This is a genomic window from Synechococcus sp. MU1617, assembly GCF_020514235.1.
In the GTDB taxonomy this organism is placed as follows: domain Bacteria; phylum Cyanobacteriota; class Cyanobacteriia; order PCC-6307; family Cyanobiaceae; genus Parasynechococcus.
In genome coordinates this window covers 313,142-327,967 of the sequence record NZ_VTLB01000002.1, presented here as the reverse complement: position 1 = coordinate 327,967, position 14,826 = coordinate 313,142, and the positions used below count along the sequence as shown (strand labels likewise).

19 protein-coding genes and 1 tRNA gene are annotated in these 14,826 nt (G+C 61.4%); 12 read left to right on the top strand and 8 right to left on the bottom strand.

Annotation, left to right across the window (positions count from 1 at the left end):
* Window positions 1-26: 26 nt before the first annotated feature.
* Window positions 27-1,175: an alanine--glyoxylate aminotransferase family protein gene (locus FZZ90_RS05550; protein ID WP_226424741.1), complete on the top strand. Its 1,149-nt coding sequence runs from the start codon at window positions 27-29 to the stop codon at window positions 1,173-1,175.
* 32 nt (window positions 1,176-1,207) lie between these two features.
* Window positions 1,208-1,279 (top strand) — tRNA-Gly (locus tag FZZ90_RS05545).
* A 352-nt stretch (window positions 1,280-1,631) separates the two neighbouring features.
* Here FZZ90_RS05545 and FZZ90_RS05535 read toward each other — a convergent pair.
* Window positions 1,632-1,850: a hypothetical protein gene (locus tag FZZ90_RS05535; protein ID WP_226414611.1), complete on the bottom strand. Its 219-nt coding sequence runs from the start codon at window positions 1,848-1,850 to the stop codon at window positions 1,632-1,634.
* Window positions 1,851-1,888: 38 nt separating this feature from the next.
* Entirely contained in the window at window positions 1,889-2,212 is a 324-nt protein-coding gene (locus tag FZZ90_RS05530; protein ID WP_226424739.1) for a chemotaxis protein, read from the bottom strand.
* An 84-nt stretch (window positions 2,213-2,296) separates the two neighbouring features.
* On the opposite strand from FZZ90_RS05530, the gene FZZ90_RS05525 reads away from it, so the two are divergent.
* The 3 genes from FZZ90_RS05525 to FZZ90_RS05515 are packed head-to-tail and all read left to right on the top strand — an operon-like array spanning window position 2,297 to window position 3,635.
* Window positions 2,297-2,809, top strand: coding sequence for an AbrB family transcriptional regulator (locus FZZ90_RS05525; protein WP_226424738.1), 513 nt, complete (start codon window positions 2,297-2,299; stop codon window positions 2,807-2,809).
* Between the two features lie 33 nt (window positions 2,810-2,842).
* Entirely contained in the window at window positions 2,843-3,253 is a 411-nt protein-coding gene (locus FZZ90_RS05520; protein ID WP_226424737.1) for a DUF6554 family protein, read from the top strand.
* 13 nt (window positions 3,254-3,266) lie between these two features.
* Window positions 3,267-3,635, top strand: coding sequence for a hypothetical protein (locus tag FZZ90_RS05515; protein WP_226424736.1), 369 nt, complete (start codon window positions 3,267-3,269; stop codon window positions 3,633-3,635).
* Here the strand turns inward: FZZ90_RS05515 and FZZ90_RS05510 are convergent.
* Window positions 3,590-5,194 carry a DEAD/DEAH box helicase gene (locus tag FZZ90_RS05510; protein WP_226424735.1) on the bottom strand — a complete coding sequence of 535 codons (1,605 nt, stop codon included), beginning with the start codon at window positions 5,192-5,194 and terminating at the stop codon, window positions 3,590-3,592. The two genes, FZZ90_RS05515 and FZZ90_RS05510, sit on opposite strands and share 46 nt — an antisense overlap.
* 161 nt (window positions 5,195-5,355) lie before the next feature.
* On the opposite strand from FZZ90_RS05510, the gene FZZ90_RS05505 reads away from it, so the two are divergent.
* Window positions 5,356-5,751, top strand: a complete 396-nt coding sequence (locus FZZ90_RS05505) for an HNH endonuclease (protein ID WP_226424734.1) — start codon at window positions 5,356-5,358, stop codon at window positions 5,749-5,751.
* Window positions 5,752-5,754: 3 nt separating this feature from the next.
* Here FZZ90_RS05505 and FZZ90_RS05500 read toward each other — a convergent pair whose 3' ends face one another.
* On the bottom strand, window positions 5,755-5,922 hold the full coding sequence (locus FZZ90_RS05500; RefSeq protein WP_226424733.1) for a serine protease inhibitor: 168 nt from the start codon (window positions 5,920-5,922) through the stop codon (window positions 5,755-5,757).
* Between the two features lie 32 nt (window positions 5,923-5,954).
* Here FZZ90_RS05500 and FZZ90_RS05495 point away from each other — a divergent pair, with 32 nt between their 5' ends.
* Complete coding sequence (locus FZZ90_RS05495; RefSeq protein WP_226424732.1) at window positions 5,955-6,923, top strand: SDR family oxidoreductase; 969 nt, start codon at window positions 5,955-5,957, stop codon at window positions 6,921-6,923.
* On the opposite strand, the gene FZZ90_RS05490 is transcribed toward FZZ90_RS05495, so the two are convergent.
* Window positions 6,877-7,086 carry a hypothetical protein gene (locus FZZ90_RS05490; protein WP_226424731.1) on the bottom strand — a complete coding sequence of 70 codons (210 nt, stop codon included), beginning with the start codon at window positions 7,084-7,086 and terminating at the stop codon, window positions 6,877-6,879. The two genes, FZZ90_RS05495 and FZZ90_RS05490, sit on opposite strands and share 47 nt — an antisense overlap.
* On the opposite strand from FZZ90_RS05490, the gene pdxA reads away from it, so the two are divergent.
* Entirely contained in the window at window positions 7,067-8,083 is a 1,017-nt protein-coding gene (gene pdxA, locus FZZ90_RS05485) for a 4-hydroxythreonine-4-phosphate dehydrogenase PdxA (RefSeq protein WP_226424730.1), read from the top strand. The two genes, FZZ90_RS05490 and pdxA, sit on opposite strands and share 20 nt — an antisense overlap.
* A 1-nt stretch (window position 8,084) precedes the next feature.
* Here the strand turns inward: pdxA and accB are convergent, their stop codons facing one another.
* Window positions 8,085-8,561, bottom strand: a complete 477-nt coding sequence (gene accB / locus FZZ90_RS05480; RefSeq protein WP_226424729.1) for an acetyl-CoA carboxylase biotin carboxyl carrier protein — start codon at window positions 8,559-8,561, stop codon at window positions 8,085-8,087.
* Window positions 8,558-9,121: an elongation factor P gene (gene efp / locus FZZ90_RS05475; RefSeq protein WP_226414710.1), complete on the bottom strand. Its 564-nt coding sequence runs from the start codon at window positions 9,119-9,121 to the stop codon at window positions 8,558-8,560. Before efp ends, accB begins: the two co-directional genes overlap by 4 nt.
* 65 nt (window positions 9,122-9,186) lie before the next feature.
* Here efp and FZZ90_RS05470 point away from each other — a divergent pair, with 65 nt between their 5' ends.
* Window positions 9,187-10,263, top strand: coding sequence for a peptidylprolyl isomerase (locus FZZ90_RS05470; protein WP_226424728.1), 1,077 nt, complete (start codon window positions 9,187-9,189; stop codon window positions 10,261-10,263).
* Entirely contained in the window at window positions 10,260-11,246 is a 987-nt protein-coding gene (gene thiL, locus FZZ90_RS05465; protein ID WP_226424727.1) for a thiamine-phosphate kinase, read from the top strand. The genes FZZ90_RS05470 and thiL overlap by 4 nt, the downstream gene beginning before the upstream one ends.
* Window positions 11,247-11,323: 77 nt before the next feature.
* Here the strand turns inward: thiL and gap are convergent, their stop codons facing one another.
* The gene (gene gap, locus FZZ90_RS05460) at window positions 11,324-12,349 is read right to left on the bottom strand and encodes a type I glyceraldehyde-3-phosphate dehydrogenase (RefSeq protein WP_226400533.1); all 1,026 of its coding nucleotides are present in this window, start codon (window positions 12,347-12,349) and stop codon (window positions 11,324-11,326) included.
* A 160-nt stretch (window positions 12,350-12,509) separates the two neighbouring features.
* On the opposite strand from gap, the gene murC reads away from it, so the two are divergent.
* Both murC and murB read left to right on the top strand, forming a co-directional pair.
* Window positions 12,510-13,919, top strand: a complete 1,410-nt coding sequence (gene murC / locus FZZ90_RS05455; RefSeq protein ID WP_226424726.1) for a UDP-N-acetylmuramate--L-alanine ligase — start codon at window positions 12,510-12,512, stop codon at window positions 13,917-13,919.
* Window positions 13,916-14,818, top strand: coding sequence for a UDP-N-acetylmuramate dehydrogenase (gene murB / locus FZZ90_RS05450; RefSeq protein ID WP_226424725.1), 903 nt, complete (start codon window positions 13,916-13,918; stop codon window positions 14,816-14,818). The genes murC and murB overlap by 4 nt, the downstream gene beginning before the upstream one ends.
* Window positions 14,819-14,826: the final 8 nt, after the last annotated feature.

The following is a 14,826-nucleotide window of genomic DNA, read 5'->3' as shown; positions in this document are numbered from 1 at the left end:
AGTCGCCGATTGGCATCCCCCGCGCCATGCAGGACAAGCTCACCCTGATGATTCCGGGCCCCACCCCGGTGCCGGAAACGGTGCTGAAGGCCATGGGTCGTCACCCCATCGGCCACCGCAGCGGGGAGTTCCAGGCCATCGTGCGGCGCACCACCGAACAACTGAAGTGGTTGCACCAGACGACGAGCGACGTGCTGGTGATCACCGGCAGCGGAACCGCTGCCATGGAAGCGGGAATCATCAACACCCTCAGCCGCGGCGACAAGGTGCTTTGCGGTGACAACGGCAAGTTCGGCGAACGCTGGGTCAAGGTGGCCCGCGCCTACGGACTGGATGTTGAGGTGATCAAGGCGGAGTGGGGCCAGCCCCTCGATCCGGAGGCCTTCCGCTCGGCATTGGAAGCCGACAGCGCCAAAGCGATCAAGGCCGTGATCCTCACCCACTCGGAAACCTCGACAGGGGTGATCAATGACCTGGAGAGCATTGCCCGTCACGTGAAGGCCCACGGCACCGCGCTGACCCTGGCGGACTGCGTCACCAGCCTTGGTGCCACCAACGTGCCGATGGACGAGTGGGGACTGGATGTGGTGGCTTCAGGCGCACAGAAGGGCTACATGCTTCCTCCAGGCCTGAGTTTTGTGGCCATGAGCGCACGGGCCTGGGAGGCCTACGAGAGCTCAGATCTACCCAAGTTCTATCTGGATCTGGGCCCCTACCGGAAAACAGCTGCGAAGGACAGCAACCCCTTCACCCCGGCAGTGAACCTCTACTTCGGCCTGGAAGCTGCTCTGGAGATGATGCAGAAGGAAGGCCTGGAGGCGATTTTTGCCCGCCACGCCCGCCATCGCGCCGCCGCCCAGGCGGGCATGAAGGCAATGGGCCTGCGCCTGTTTGCTGCCGAGGGTTGTGGCAGCCCGGCGATCACCGCCGTGGCTCCCGAAGGCATCGATGCAGAACAGTTGCGCAAAGCCGTCAAAGAGAAATTCGACATTCTTCTGGCTGGAGGACAAGACCACCTGAAAGGTCAGGTGTTCCGCATCGGCCATCTCGGCTATGTCTGCGACCGGGATGTTCTGACCGCCGTCGCTGCGATTGAATCCACCCTTCAGTCCCTTGGCCTGCACAAAGGCAGCATGGGAACAGGGGTCGCTGCAGCCTCCGCTGCTCTTGGCTAAAACACAGGTGGCGAGAGCGATCTCGCCCCTTTGCGGGTGTAATTCAGTGGTAGAATGTCAGCTTCCCAAGCTGAACGTCGCCGGTTCGAGTCCGGTCACCCGCTTGAACAAATTTCAAACGCTTATCAAGTGCGAGGCTTGATGAGCTGAAGAACCTGGGGGCCGGCAGATCCAGCACGGCGTTCATGACCCAAGGCCTGCAAGATCAACGAACCTGCCTCATTAATTCGGCCATCCTCAGCACACTGTCGAGCCTTAGCGAACAAGTCTTGCGCAACTGATTCGTGATCCTGACGTTGTTGAGCAGCCGTCTCAAATTGTTTTGTTTTCGTAAGCGTCAGGATCAACTTCGAATTCCCTTATCAACAAAAGAGTAGCTCTAATTGATATTTAGACCATCTCACACGCGATCTGCGGAGTTGCCGAACAACAACTGTTCAATTCCTCGGGTTCAGCTCAGGTACCAGGTTCTTCAGCATTGCCCCCCAGATCAGCAATCCGATCCCGCAACTGAGAGCAGCGGCGTTGATCGCCTTTGGCTTCAGCGAGGGCGAGCGCGAACTCCAGCTTCTCGAGCTGATGCCCACCTTCAAGGAAACCTGAACGGGTCCAGATGGTCATGCCGTGCAAAGTGCGTGAAGCGCAAGCACTAGAGGCAGGGATGGTGATCGCCATAGTTGCCTTTCTTTTTATTTTGGCACCGCGCGCCACCCCTACGCGACATCGCGACTCGCTTCTGTTTCGTCCTCCTGACCCCAGGCATGGTTCTGGGAGGACTCTTCAGTCATTTCAGCCTCTGGCATCGGAGCTGTGCTCTCCAACAGTTCACGCGTTTCCCGCAACAGAGCTTCAACGCCCTCGAGAGTGGAGATCTCTTCGTCCGGGACAGCATTCAGATCCTTCTGCTGCTGGCGCAGTTGGAGCTCAAGCGCTTCCTGACGCTGTTCCAGTTTCACCAAGCGCTGCGATAGAGCCGTGATGGTTTGAGCGAGATCTTCCGCAGTGCGGGTGATCCGAAAGGACACGGAGGACGTCATCACCGAAAAGCTGATGGTTGCGCTGATGACAACACAGGAGCGCCGCTGTCTCAAGATCAAGCTGACATGACGCGATCGAGACCGATGCCTTCCTTGGCAACGCTGGCGCTCTACCTGGTGGCTGGAAGCGCCATCGGACTGCTGGCTCTGTTCAGCGGCATTCCCGCTGCACCTCTGGCGGGAGCCCTTCTGGGTGCTGGCATTGTCAGCATGAGCGGCCAGCTGGAACCAGCCACATGGCCACCGGGAACGCGCACCGTTCTTGAGATCGGCATCGGCACCGTGATCGGAACCGGCCTGACGCGAGCGTCCTTGGAACAACTGCAACTCCTCTGGAAACCAGCAGTGCTGATCACCCTGGCGCTGGTGCTGACAGGACTGGTTGTAGGCCTGTGGACCAGCCGCTTGCTCGGTATTGATCCCATCGTGGCCTTGCTTGGCGCTGCCCCAGGTGGCATCAGTGGCATGAGCCTTGTGGGCGCAGAATTCGGAGTCGGTGCCGCGGTGGCCGCTCTCCATGCCGTTCGGTTGATCACCGTGCTGCTGGTGCTGCCTTTGGTGGTGCGACTGATCATCCCCTCGACAGCTGGAAGCTGATCGATACCTTGGGGCCAATCCACTACTAACGTCATGGGTCCAATCAGGTCATCGCTGGTTCTGTCCGCCGCGGCCCTGATCGGCGCTCTCAGCAGCGTGACCCACCCCCTGCAAGCGGCCGAAGCCACTGAAGAGAAGGGCGCCAAGATCTATTGCTACATGCGTTCCAGCGGAAACGAGCACGAGGTGAGCTGGAAAGCCGCCTACGCCGTGATCAAACGGCAGCGCAGCGGCGTGTTCAAAACATCCCCGGAGCATGCCTCGGTGATGATTACGGAAGCCGTTGTCCAGGACCCCGGCAATTTCCCCGACTGTGGCCAGTTCCTTGGTGATCTGTTCGGCGGAAACACCCAACCAGCCACCGCTGCCGCCCTTGCAAACTCCACATCCGTCACCGAAAGCACCATCGAGAGCACCGAAGACACCACGCGCTACAGCTACTGATCCCTCAGGGCTTTTGGGTCTGACTCTCCTGGCTGCTGTGTTGATGGCTGGCTGCCAAAGCAAGCAACCCTCGACGCCTGCCAACACACCGATGCCACTCGTCTCCAGTTGCCTCGGCAACTTCCGGATGGATGACCTGAAGCTGATGGTTAAACGCTGTGATGAGGCCATCGAGCAGACACCGGATCAGGCCGATCTGCATCGGGACCGTGCCCTTGTCTGGACCCTGCTTAGCAATCAAGCCAAAGCCTGCGACGACGTCGAATTGGCACTGTCGCTGCTGAAGCAGTCGAGCCAGCCAGTCGACCCGATGCTGCAGCACGAACTCCAGGTGCGTCAGAGCACCTGCAAACAATCCCGCACCATGGCGGAGAGTGATTGACGTTGCAGCGACAAGCGCCGAGGCCCCAGCAACACCTCGATCCGTTCCGCCTTGCTCGCCAACAAACCATCCACCAGCTGATCCGCTGCACCGAGCTGCAGCCAATGGCAGGTCAAGCCATCCCCCATCCCCAAACGATGACAGCGATCTTCGGCTTGGTCGAGGTCGCCTGGCGTCCAGGGTCGTTCCAACAACACCACATGACGGGCCCGGTGCAGGGTGAACCCAAGGGCACCGGTGCCAAAGGTGGCCAGCAGACAATCGTTCTGACCTTGCTGAAACCGATCCACACTCTCCTGACGTTCAGCAGGGCGCTGACGACCGGTCAACAACTCGCCGCCGAGGGTTTGCTGCAACAACTGCAATGGGGCCACAAAGCCACTGAACAGAACCACCGCCTCCCCTTGCCGGCGCAGTGACTCCACCAGCTGCTGGGCCGCCGGCAATTTGAATTCCGCTGCGATCTGACGCATGGAGGTGAGCAGAGCCAGGTGCTCAGCATCCCGTCGCACCTCTCCGAGACGAGCCCGACGCCGGTAGTCATCCAGCACCAGCTCAACACGATGGTCGAAGCCTGTGAACTCAGCCTCCGACAGCACCACAGGGTGAAGACGTCGCTGCTTGGGAGGGAGGTCCACCACCTGCTGCTTGCGGCGATGAAGGATCAACGGTCGACTCAGGCGACGCAGCTCCTCCAGCTGACTGGCCCCGGAAGCCTGCCAGCGTTTGCCGGTTCGACCCTCCCGCCAGTGCCCCTGGCAATACCGCTCCTCGAACTGGCGTTGATCCCGCGCAATTGGATGGTCCATGGCCGCAAGCAGGGGATACAGCTGGGACGGACGACCGTTCTTCATTGGGGTCCCCGTGAGCATCCAAATCGCCCGCAGACGGGGATGACGGGCCAGACGCAGCAAAGCAGCCGTGCGCTGCGCCTGCAGTGACTGGGCGTAATGCGCTTCATCCACCACCAGAAGCGTTCCCGCTGGCGGCAGGGTGTCGGGCAGGCGAGCCCAGCTCACCAACTCAATCTCAACCCCAAGGGCCTCTGATTCCCGGCGCCAGTGGGGATGCAGACCGACGGGAGCCACCACAAGCAACCGCACCTCAGCGCAGCGCATCAGGGCACGGGCCGCCAACAAAGCTGTAAGGGTCTTTCCCAGCCCCATCTCATCGGCCAGAACGGCGCCGCGACGGGCCAAGAGCCAACGGACACCGGAGCGTTGATGGCGCAGAGGGCGACGACCATCTTGCAGGGCTTCGTCAAGATCTGCTGCCGCCACAAGGGTCCGGTGCGGGGGCAGCGGGGGCAGGGGGTGCTGGCACCAATCAAGCCACTGCTGCAAAGCAGAGGTGACAGGGAAACGGCGCCCGAGGGCCTGCTGAAGTGCATCGGCTGCGGCCAAGGGAAAATCCCAGCCATGGCCGGGGCCGATCCAACGCCCCCTGGGCTTGATCCGACGCAACTGGGACTGGGTCACCGCATCAAACGGGCTGACCACGCGGATCAGTCCTGCTGGAGAGAGATCCAGGCAACAGGTCAATGTGGGATTTGACGGCACCAACAGCCCCCCACAAACAATCACTTTAGTGAACTCAGATCAGCGTGCAAGCACTGAGATCAAGATTCACATCTCAGACCAAAAAATTGTCGAAAATGCAGCGCTCGACACATTGACTGGCTTTTCGTTCAAGGCAGAATTACCTCAACCGATGCATTCGGATGCATAGCAGGGACGCGGTTTTTCTCGACGAACTCTGCCCCAAATTGCGTGTCCGAAGATGGCGACAGTCCCTTCATACATTTACCGGCCAAAGTTGTATTTATTGCGGCAAACCTTCTGAATCAATTGATCACATTCACCCCCAGGCCAAAGGGGGGTCAAGCGTTACTGAAAACTGCGTACCGGCCTGTTTGTCCTGCAACGGCCGAAAATCTGACGCCGACGTTTTCGACTGGTACCGGCGACAGCGCTTCTATGACCCACGTCGTGCCATGGCGATTCGAGCCTGGATGGATGGCGACCTACGACTCGCCCTTCGCTTACTGCAGTGGGCCCAACCGGATCACCCCATCAACGATCCCGACGACTTCCCGATCGCTGCTCAGGCCGCCTAAGGCTCACCAAACTCGGCAGACATCCGTGGAGTGGTGCCGCTGACAAATGGAGGCCTGAACACCAGGGTCTTCAGGTGCCAGCACCATGGCACTGGCAAGCAGGGCAGCCGTCAGGATGGCCCGGAGCACAATGGCCCCGGAGCGGGAGCGATGGAGAGACGACGTCGTCACGACAGTACATTTGATCTAATACAGGTGTACTGATGCTTGCTGATCTTGTCAAGCGGTCGCAGCCTCTGGCGGCTGACACCAAGCTGCTGGTGCTGGGCGGCGGATACAGCGGACGTTGTCTGGCCAACCTGGCCCGAGCCCTGGGAACACCGGTGCTCTGCACCCGCCGCTCCCTCGACTCTGCCGAAGCTGACCTGCTCTTCGACAGCAACGGTCAGGACCAGCTCGACCCAGCTGCCCTGGAGGGCGTGACCCATCTGCTGTCCACCATCCCCCCGGATCGCGAAGGCAACGATCCGGTCTTGTCGAAGCTGCTGCCAACGCTCAGAAGCCTGCCGCTGCGTTGGGCGGGCTACCTCTCCACCACAGGGGTTTACGGCGATCGCCAGGGCGGTTGGGTGTCGGAGCAGGACGACCCGGCGCCTGCGCTGGACCGCAGCATGCGCCGCCTCAACTGCGAAAAAGCTTGGTTGCGCTCCGGTCTGCCGATCCAGATTCTGCGTTTGCCAGGCATTTATGGCCCAGGACGATCGGTGCTCAACGGCTTGGAGCAAGGTCGTGCGCGCTTGATCGACAAGCCCGGCCAGGTGTTCTGCCGCATCCACGTGGAGGACATCGCCGGGGCCTGCTGGCACCTCATGCATCGCGCTGAGCAGGGAGCTCCAGCAACCATGGGCGACGGGACTGTGTTGAACAAAGCCGTCGTGAATGTGGTGGATGACCTCCCGGCTCCCACAGCCGAACTGATGCGACATGCGGCAGCCCTGTTGGGTTGTGCCCTTCCACCACTGGAGCCGTTCGCCCAGATCGTGGACAGCATGAGCCCGATGGCTCAGTCGTTCTGGAGCGAGAACCGCCGCGTCAGCAACCACAAGCTCTGCCACGAGCTCGGTTACACGTTGCTGCATCCGAACTACCGCGTCGGGCTGCAGGATTGCCTGAACCAGGACAAACTCACTCCGTCTGACCTGCGTTCTCCCCCTCGATCAGCCAACGGTTGAAATCGAAGTCCTCACCTTCCTCAGGCGGTGAAAGCCCGACATCCTCAAGGAAACGGGAGAGGTTCAGTTCGATCCAGCCATTGCTCAAGCCAGAGGCCAATCCCACCAACAGACACCCCAGCAGCAGCAAGCGCAGCACAGCGATGGCCCCCCACGATTCCACGAACCCTAGGCATGAGCTTGTGATCGCTCTCGGCGATCCCGCGGGTATCGGCATGGAAGTGGTGCTGAAGGCCCTCGCCTCACCCACGCTGTCCCCAGAGCTCCAACCCCTGCTGGTGGGTTGCCGACGCACGCTGATCAGCACCCACGCGCGACTGCGGCGGCAAACAAACCACCCCCTTGCCGACCCTGCAGCACTCAGGATCGACGACCAACCGCTCGAGGCCAGTGTTCAGCCAGGACAACCCACCACCTGCGGAGCCGATGCGGGGTTTCGCTGGCTCACCCGCGCCGTCGAACTGCTGCAGGAACGGGGGTCCCGCGCCTTGGTCACCGCCCCCATCGCCAAACATCTCTGGCATGCGGCCGGCCATCGCTATCCCGGGCAGACCGAACGGCTGGCTGAGTTGGCTGGACGACAGCGCTCCTCAATGCTGTTCACCGCCGTCTCTCCAACCAGCGGTTGGCGCCTGAACACCTTGCTGGCCACCACCCACATCCCCCTGAGCCAGATCCCTGATGCGCTGACCCCAGACCTGGTGCACCACAAACTGAACGTGCTGGAAGGCTTCTGTCGACGCTTCACCACCAAACCACATCTGCGTATCGCCGGGCTCAATCCCCATGCCGGCGAAGCCGGTCAGCTGGGCCATGAAGAAGCCGAATGGCTGCTGCCGCTACTGGATCAATGGAGAAAGGACCATCCTCAGGCGCAGCTGGAGGGTCCCGTTCCTCCCGACACCTGCTGGATCAGCGCTGCTCGCGCTTGGCAGACCCCAAACCAGCCAGGTCCTGACGGGATTTTGGCCCTGTATCACGACCAGGGGCTCATTCCTGTGAAGCTGCTGGCCTTCGACGCTGCGGTGAACACCACCTTGGAACTGCCGTTCCTACGCACCTCCCCCGACCACGGCACCGCCTTCGACATCGCAGCTGAAGGTGTCGCCAGCCCTGAGAGCACGACGGCAGCGATTCAAGCCGCCTGGGACCTGAGCTAACTCAGGCCGGCTTGACCCGCATCAGCACCTGACCGAATTCAACGGGCGTGCCGTTGTCCACCAGGATCTCCACCACTTCACCGCCAACCTCAGACTCCAGCTCGTTCATCAGCTTCATTGCCTCGAGGATGCAGACGGTCTGGCCGACATTGATCCGACTGCCCACTTCAACAAAAGAAGGTTCGCCTGGCGCAGGGGCACGGTAGAAGGTGCCCACCATGGGGGCTGTGACTTCGAGCAGGTCGCTGCGCGTTGCGGTGGATGCAGGCGGCGCAGATGCAGGCTCGGCGGGCGCAACAGGAGCTGGTGCAGCAGCAACGGGAGCGGGCATGACCGGAGCCATGACGGCCTGGCCAGGCAAGTTGCGACGGATTTCCAGACGGAAATCATCTCCTTCCAACCGGAACTCCTGGATGTCGCTCTCACCGAGCGCCTCCAGCAAGCGGTGCAGTTGTTCGTGATCCAGCTGCATGGTCATCCGTTTTCGCGCCCGAGGTAACTGTCGTTGCGGGTGTCCACTTTGATCTTTTCTCCCACAGAAAGAAAGAGCGGAACCATCACTTGTGCACCGGTCTCAAGAATGGCGGGCTTGGTGCCACCCGTGGCGGTGTCGCCTTTGACGCCAGGGTCGGTTTCTTTGATCTCCAGAACAACGGAGTTGGGCAGTTCAACCTCGAGGGGATTGTCGTTCCAGGACACCACATTCACCTCCATGCCTTCCTTGAGGTACTTGCGGCTCTCTCCAATCTGGGCAGCACTGAGGCGGGTCTCCTCGTAGGTGGCCATGTCCATGAAGACATAGTCCTCACCTTCCATGTAGGTGTGCTGAAGAGAGGATTTCTCCAACATCGCCTGGGGAAGCATTTCCCCAGCGCGGAAGGTTTTCTCCACCACGTTGCCGGACTTCACGGCCTTGAGCTTGGTGCGCACGAAGGCAGATCCCTTGCCGGGCTTGACGTGCAAGAACTCGACAACGCGCCAAACGGCCCCATCGATCTCAATCGTGGTGCCGGTGCGGAAGTCGTTACTGGAGATCATTCCCACCGAACGGTTCACCGGACTATACGGCTGTGCCAAAGTCCCGTCAGCACTGGGGTTCCCCCTTGGTTCATCAGCGTTTGAACGCCGTCCTTGCTGCTCTGATCAGCTTTGCTCTGATCACAATCGCCGCCCCTGCTTGGGCCTCCTTGCCCCAGGGCAATGCTGTGAAGGACCCTGCCGCGATTCTTCGGGACGCGCTTCCCTTCGATCAGGACGACATCCGGGAACTGCAGCATCGGCTGGAACTCACCAGTGACGATCTGCGGGCCAAACGTTGGACAGCTCTCGGCAAGACGGTGTCACGCACTGAAGCGCTGCTCAACACCCGCCGCGACACCATCCTGAACGCGGTCCCTGAAGCCAAGCGCGGTACGGCTGAAGCGCTGTTTGAGAGCGTGGGTCAGGGTCTTGAAGACCTCAAGGAGAAGGTCAAAGCCACTGACAAACCAGGCTTCATCGCCGATCGACGCCGGACGCTGCGCTCCATCGGTGATGTGGAAGCCCTGCTGGTGCCCGACGGCTTTGAACGGGAGATCCCCGCAGAATTCGATGCCCTGCCACGGCTGCAGGGAAGAGCCACCCTCAGCGTGAGCACCACCCAGGGGGAACTGACCACCGTGGTGGATGGCTTCAACGCCCCACTCACCGCAGGTGCCTTCGTCGATCTCGCTCTCCAGGGTTTCTACGACGGACTGCCCTTCATCCGAGCCGAGGACTTCTACGTGCTCCAGAGCGGTGATCCTGAAGGGCCTGAGATCGGCTACGTGGATCCGAAGACCAAGCAGGAGCGCCACGTCCCCCTAGAGATCCGCGTGCCCGAAGAAGACGACACGATCTACAACCAAACCTTTGAAGACGTGGGCCTGTTCATGGCCACACCAACCCTTCCGTTCGCAACCCTGGGCACCCTTGGCTGGGCCCATTCAGACCAGGCCCTCGACGACGGATCCTCGCAGTTCTTCATGTTCCTGTACGAGGCGGAGCTCACCCCGGCTGGTCTGAACCTCGTGGATGGCCGCAATGCAGCCTTCGGCTACGTGGTGGATGGATTCGATGTTCTGGAGGAACTGGGCGTCGATGACCGGATCACCGCCGTGAAGGTGATCGAGGGAGCGGAACAACTCAAAGCCCACGCATGAGCCCAACCCTGGCGGAGCTAACTGAAGCGGAGCTGCTCAGGCGGCTGGCTCGCTTCGCTCCGCCCAATCAGCTCAGTGACGACACCGCAGCCCTGGCCGCCGACGCCAGGCCGCTGCTGATCAACACCGACGTTCTCGTGGATGGCGTTCATTTCAGCGATGCCACCACAACGTCCATGGATGTGGGCTGGCGCGCTGTTGCCGCCAACCTCTCCGACTTGGCCGCCAGTGGTGCTGTCGACATCGATGGGATCACCGTGGCCCTGGTTGCCCCTGGTCACACCAGTTGGGACTGGGTGGACGGGGTGTATCAAGGCATCAGTGCCGCCTTGGGCCAGTACGGCGGCGTTCTGCTGGGGGGTGACTGCTCCAGAGGAGAGCAGAGACTGCTCTCGATCACCGCGCTCGGCCGTCTCGGCCCCCTGCGTCTGCATCGCAATGCAGCCCGCCCTGGCGATGTGCTGGTCACCAGTGGGCCCCATGGGCTCAGCCGACTGGGCCTCGCCCTGCTGCAGGACGAGCCAAGCGCGCGTGACATCAATTTGCACTCAACCTTGCGGGACCAAGCGATCGCACGCCACCAACGACCGACGCCTCGGCTGAAAGAAGTCCAGCAGCTGCTGGCCTGCAAACCGAAGCATCTGCCCTGGCGAGCCGGGGGAACCGACAGCAGCGACGGATTGCTCGCTGCCGTCGCAGGCCTCTGCTGCAGCAGCGGCTGTGGGGCGGTGCTGCAAAACGATCATCTTCCAACGGCCGAAGGCTGGCCTGATGGAGCTCCATGGATGGATTGGTGCCTCGCCGGAGGAGAGGACTTTGAGTTGGTGCTGAGCCTTCCCGAAGCCTGGGCCGATGTCTGGCAGGAATGCGTCCCCGAAAGCCAGCGCATCGGCCAGATCAATGCTGAAGCGGGCGTCATCCGCTGGGGCCACAACCAGAAGCCAGTGGACACAAGCGGATTTGATCACTTCGGCCAGCCCTGAGCAGCCCAACGCGACGGAGCCTGACCAAAAAAATCCCCCCCAGGCCGGGAGGGATCAAAAGAGCGATCAGCTGACGATCACTTCCAGTTCTTGGCCACCACCTCGGCAAGGTCAACAACACGCTGGCTGTAGCCCCACTCGTTGTCGTACCAGGCCAGGATCTTCACAGCCTTGTCACCCATGGCGTAGGTGAGGTCGGCGTCGAAGATGGTGGACTCGTTGGTGCCGGCGTAGTCGGTGGACACCAGGGGCAGGTCGCTGTACTTGATGATCCCCTTCATGCCGTTCTCGGAAGCCGACTTGATCGCTGCCTTGATGTCGTCAACGCTGGCGCCGCGGGACGGGCCGAAGGTCAGGTCAACAGCAGAGACGTTCGGGGTGGGAACGCGCATGGCGAAGCCGGTGAGTTTGCCCTTCACCTCGGGGTAAACCAGAGCAACAGCCTTGGCAGCACCGGTGGTGGTGGGAACCATATTCAGAGCCGCGGCACGGGCACGGCGCAGATCGCGGTGGCTGTTGTCCAGGATCCGCTGGTCGCCGGTGTAGCTGTGAATGGTGGTCATCAGACCCCAGTCGAGGCCAAAGTTCTGGTCCAGAACTTTGACGATCGGAGCCAGGCAGTTGGTGGTGCAGCTGGCGTTGCTGAGGATGTCCCAGTCTTCGTGGCGGTACTGGTCGTCGTTGACGCCCACCACGAATGTGCCGACGCCGTCACCCTTGCCAGGAGCGGTGAGGATCACCTTCTTGGCACCAGCCTGGATGTGCATGCTGGCCTTCTCATCGGTGTTGAACACACCGGTGGACTCGATCACCAGGTCAACGCCCCACTCCTTCCAAGGGCAGTTGAGGGGGTTGCGGTCGGCGAAGAACTTGATCTCCTTGCCGTTGACGAACATCGAGCTGTCCGTGGTCTTGATGTCCACGGAAGGATCCAGACGCCCAAGGATGGAGTCGTAGGTGAGCAGGTGAGCGCTGGTGGCGGGGTCGGAGGTGGAGTTCATCCCCACGATTTCCAGGCCGGTGTCAGCGCCCCGGCTGATCCATCCCCGCAAAACATTGCGACCGATCCGGCCGAATCCATTGATCGCAACGCGCAGGGTCATGGAAGAAGCGGCAAAGCCGCGCAGGGGTTTTGGCCGCCGATCATACAGAAATCAGCAGAAATACCTTGTTCCACCCCGAATCAATCAGCTCGATCCGGCCCTCAGCACGGCAGACAAGCAGAGGCAACTGACTTATCTTTCCCCAGACTGAAGCCCTCCGTTGCCGCGCCTGCTCGACCGTCAGACACCAGTCCACTTCATCGGTGTCGGCGGAATTGGCATGTCGGCTTTGGCTCGGATTCTCGTTGACCGCGGTCACCCGGTCAGCGGCTCGGACCCGCGTGACAATGCGACAACACAACAACTGAAGACCCTCGGAGTGAAGGTCTTCCGCCAGCAGGACGCCACCTGCATTGACGTTGTCACGGGAGCGAAAGACGCTTGTTCACCGGTGGTGGTGATCAGCACAGCCATCCCCGAGAGCAATCCAGAACTGCAGCGGGCCCGACAGCGGGGGCTGGAGATCTGGCATCGCTCCGATCTTCTGGCGGCTCTAATCGAGCAACAACCTTCCATTGCAGTCGCCGGCAGCCACGGCAAGACCACCACCAGCACCTTGATCACCACCTTGCTGCTAGAGGCCGATCAAGACCCAACCGCTGTAATTGGAGGCATCGTTCCCAGCCTCGGCAGCAATGGTCACGCTGGCCAGGGAAAGCTGCTCGTGGCCGAGGCGGATGAATCCGACGGGTCCCTGGTGAAGTTCCGTCCAAGCCTGGGGGTGATCACCAACCTGGAGCTGGATCACACCGATCACTACTCAAGCCTCGACGACCTGATCTCCACCCTGCAACGCTTCGCAAGGGGTTGCGACCGCGTGCTGGCCAATCACGACGACCCGATCCTGCAGGAACACTTCCAGCCAACGGCCTGGTGGTCCAACCAAAGCGCCGAATCCGTTGACTTCGCCGCCCTGCCCCTGAGCCTTGAGGGCGATCGCTGCTTGGCCCGTTTCTACGAAGCTGGCCACCCCGTCGGTGACTTCACCCTGCCGATGGCCGGGCTGCACAACCTCAGCAATGCAACAGGCGCCTTGGCCGCCTGCCGGATGGAAGGTCTCCCCTTTGACCAGTTGGTGGAAGGCCTCGCTGGCCTGAAGGCACCGGGACGCCGCTTTGATCTTCGGGGCACCTGGAAGGGCCGTCACATCGTTGATGACTACGCCCACCATCCCAGTGAGGTGAAGGCAACCCTGGACATGGCACGCCTGATGGTGAGCAGTGGTCGCAGCCCGCTCCCCACAGCACCAGAACGGCTCCTGGCGGTGTTCCAGCCGCACCGCTACAGCCGCACCCGGCAGTTCCTCGATGACTTCGCCCAGGCCCTGCAGAACTGTGATCTGCTGCTGCTGGCTCCCGTCTATTCCGCAGGAGAGCAACCGCTGCAGGGCATCTGCAGCAACGCTCTGGCGGATCGGGTGCGCAGCCTGAAACCGGATCTTGAGATCGCCGTCGCAGAGAGCCTCGATCAACTCACCGACCTAGTGATCCAGCACAGCCGCGAGAACGATCTTGTTCTGGCCATGGGTGCTGGCGATGTGAATGGACTGTGGTCAAGGCTGACCTCATGACGCAGTGCGATGCCCGCCTCCCCCAGGCCGGAGTCAACCTGGCGGACTACACCACCTGGCGTGTGGGAGGAGCCGCCGAATGGCTTGCGGAACCCGCCAGCCTTGAGGAAACCCAGGCTTGGATCGAATGGGCCGCTCATCAGGGCATGCCCTGCCGCGTCATCGGCGCTGGGTCGAATCTGCTGATTCACGATGACGGCCTGCCCGGGCTTTCGCTCTGTCTGCGCAAACTTCAGGGGCTGAAGCTTGATGCAACCACTGGGACCGTGGAAGTGCTCGCGGGCGAACCGATCCCATCACTGGCAAGACGCGTTGCACGCGCTGGTTTGCATGGTCTGGAGTGGTCGGTTGGCATCCCGGGAACCGCTGGCGGTGCAGCTGTGATGAATGCAGGAGCCCAGGGAGGCTGCACAGCGGAATGGTTGGAGTCGGTGCGGGTCATGCCCCTGGAGGGGGGCGAGTGCTTTGAGCTGCAACGGGATCAACTGGACTTCGGCTACCGGCATAGCCGTCTCCAAGAGGGCAACCTCGTGGTGTTGTCCGCACGGTTCCGCTTAGAGGCCGGTCACGATCCGGATGAACTGAAGCGGGTGACCAGCGCGAACCTCAGCCACCGCACCACCACGCAGCCCTATCAACAACCCAGCTGCGGCAGTGTCTTCCGCAATCCCGAACCGCTTAAGGCCGGACGGCTGATCGAAGAGCAGGGGCTGAAGGGAACCCGCATCGGCGGCGCTGAAATCTCAACCGTGCATGCCAATTTCATCGTCAACACCGGTCATGCCCAGGCGAAGGACATCGCCCAGCTGATCCACCTGGTGCAGGACCGCGTCGAAGCCGAGCACGGAATCCGTCTGCACCCCGAAGTAAAGCGGCTGGGATTCGCTTCGGCGGCTTAACCTTCCGG

Excerpts from the sequence above, each read along its gene's own strand:
- FZZ90_RS05535 (WP_226414611.1), bottom strand. The coding sequence starts at position 1,850 with ATGGCGATCACCATCCCTGCCTCTAGTGCTTGCGCTTCACGCACTTTG.
- murB (WP_226424725.1), top strand. The coding sequence starts at position 13,916 with ATGACGCAGTGCGATGCCCGCCTCCCCCAGGCCGGAGTCAACCTGGCG.
- FZZ90_RS05525 (WP_226424738.1), top strand. The coding sequence starts at position 2,297 with ATGCCTTCCTTGGCAACGCTGGCGCTCTACCTGGTGGCTGGAAGCGCC.
- pdxA (WP_226424730.1), top strand. The coding sequence starts at position 7,067 with ATGGCCCCCCACGATTCCACGAACCCTAGGCATGAGCTTGTGATCGCT.
- thiL (WP_226424727.1), top strand. The coding sequence starts at position 10,260 with ATGAGCCCAACCCTGGCGGAGCTAACTGAAGCGGAGCTGCTCAGGCGG.
- accB (WP_226424729.1), bottom strand. The coding sequence starts at position 8,561 with ATGACCATGCAGCTGGATCACGAACAACTGCACCGCTTGCTGGAGGCG.
- FZZ90_RS05495 (WP_226424732.1), top strand. The coding sequence starts at position 5,955 with ATGCTTGCTGATCTTGTCAAGCGGTCGCAGCCTCTGGCGGCTGACACC.
- FZZ90_RS05530 (WP_226424739.1), bottom strand. The coding sequence starts at position 2,212 with ATGACGTCCTCCGTGTCCTTTCGGATCACCCGCACTGCGGAAGATCTC.
- FZZ90_RS05550 (WP_226424741.1), top strand. The coding sequence starts at position 27 with ATGCAGGACAAGCTCACCCTGATGATTCCGGGCCCCACCCCGGTGCCG.
- gap (WP_226400533.1), bottom strand. The coding sequence starts at position 12,349 with ATGACCCTGCGCGTTGCGATCAATGGATTCGGCCGGATCGGTCGCAAT.
- FZZ90_RS05520 (WP_226424737.1), top strand. The coding sequence starts at position 2,843 with ATGGGTCCAATCAGGTCATCGCTGGTTCTGTCCGCCGCGGCCCTGATC.
- FZZ90_RS05505 (WP_226424734.1), top strand. The coding sequence starts at position 5,356 with ATGCATAGCAGGGACGCGGTTTTTCTCGACGAACTCTGCCCCAAATTG.
- efp (WP_226414710.1), bottom strand. The coding sequence starts at position 9,121 with ATGATCTCCAGTAACGACTTCCGCACCGGCACCACGATTGAGATCGAT.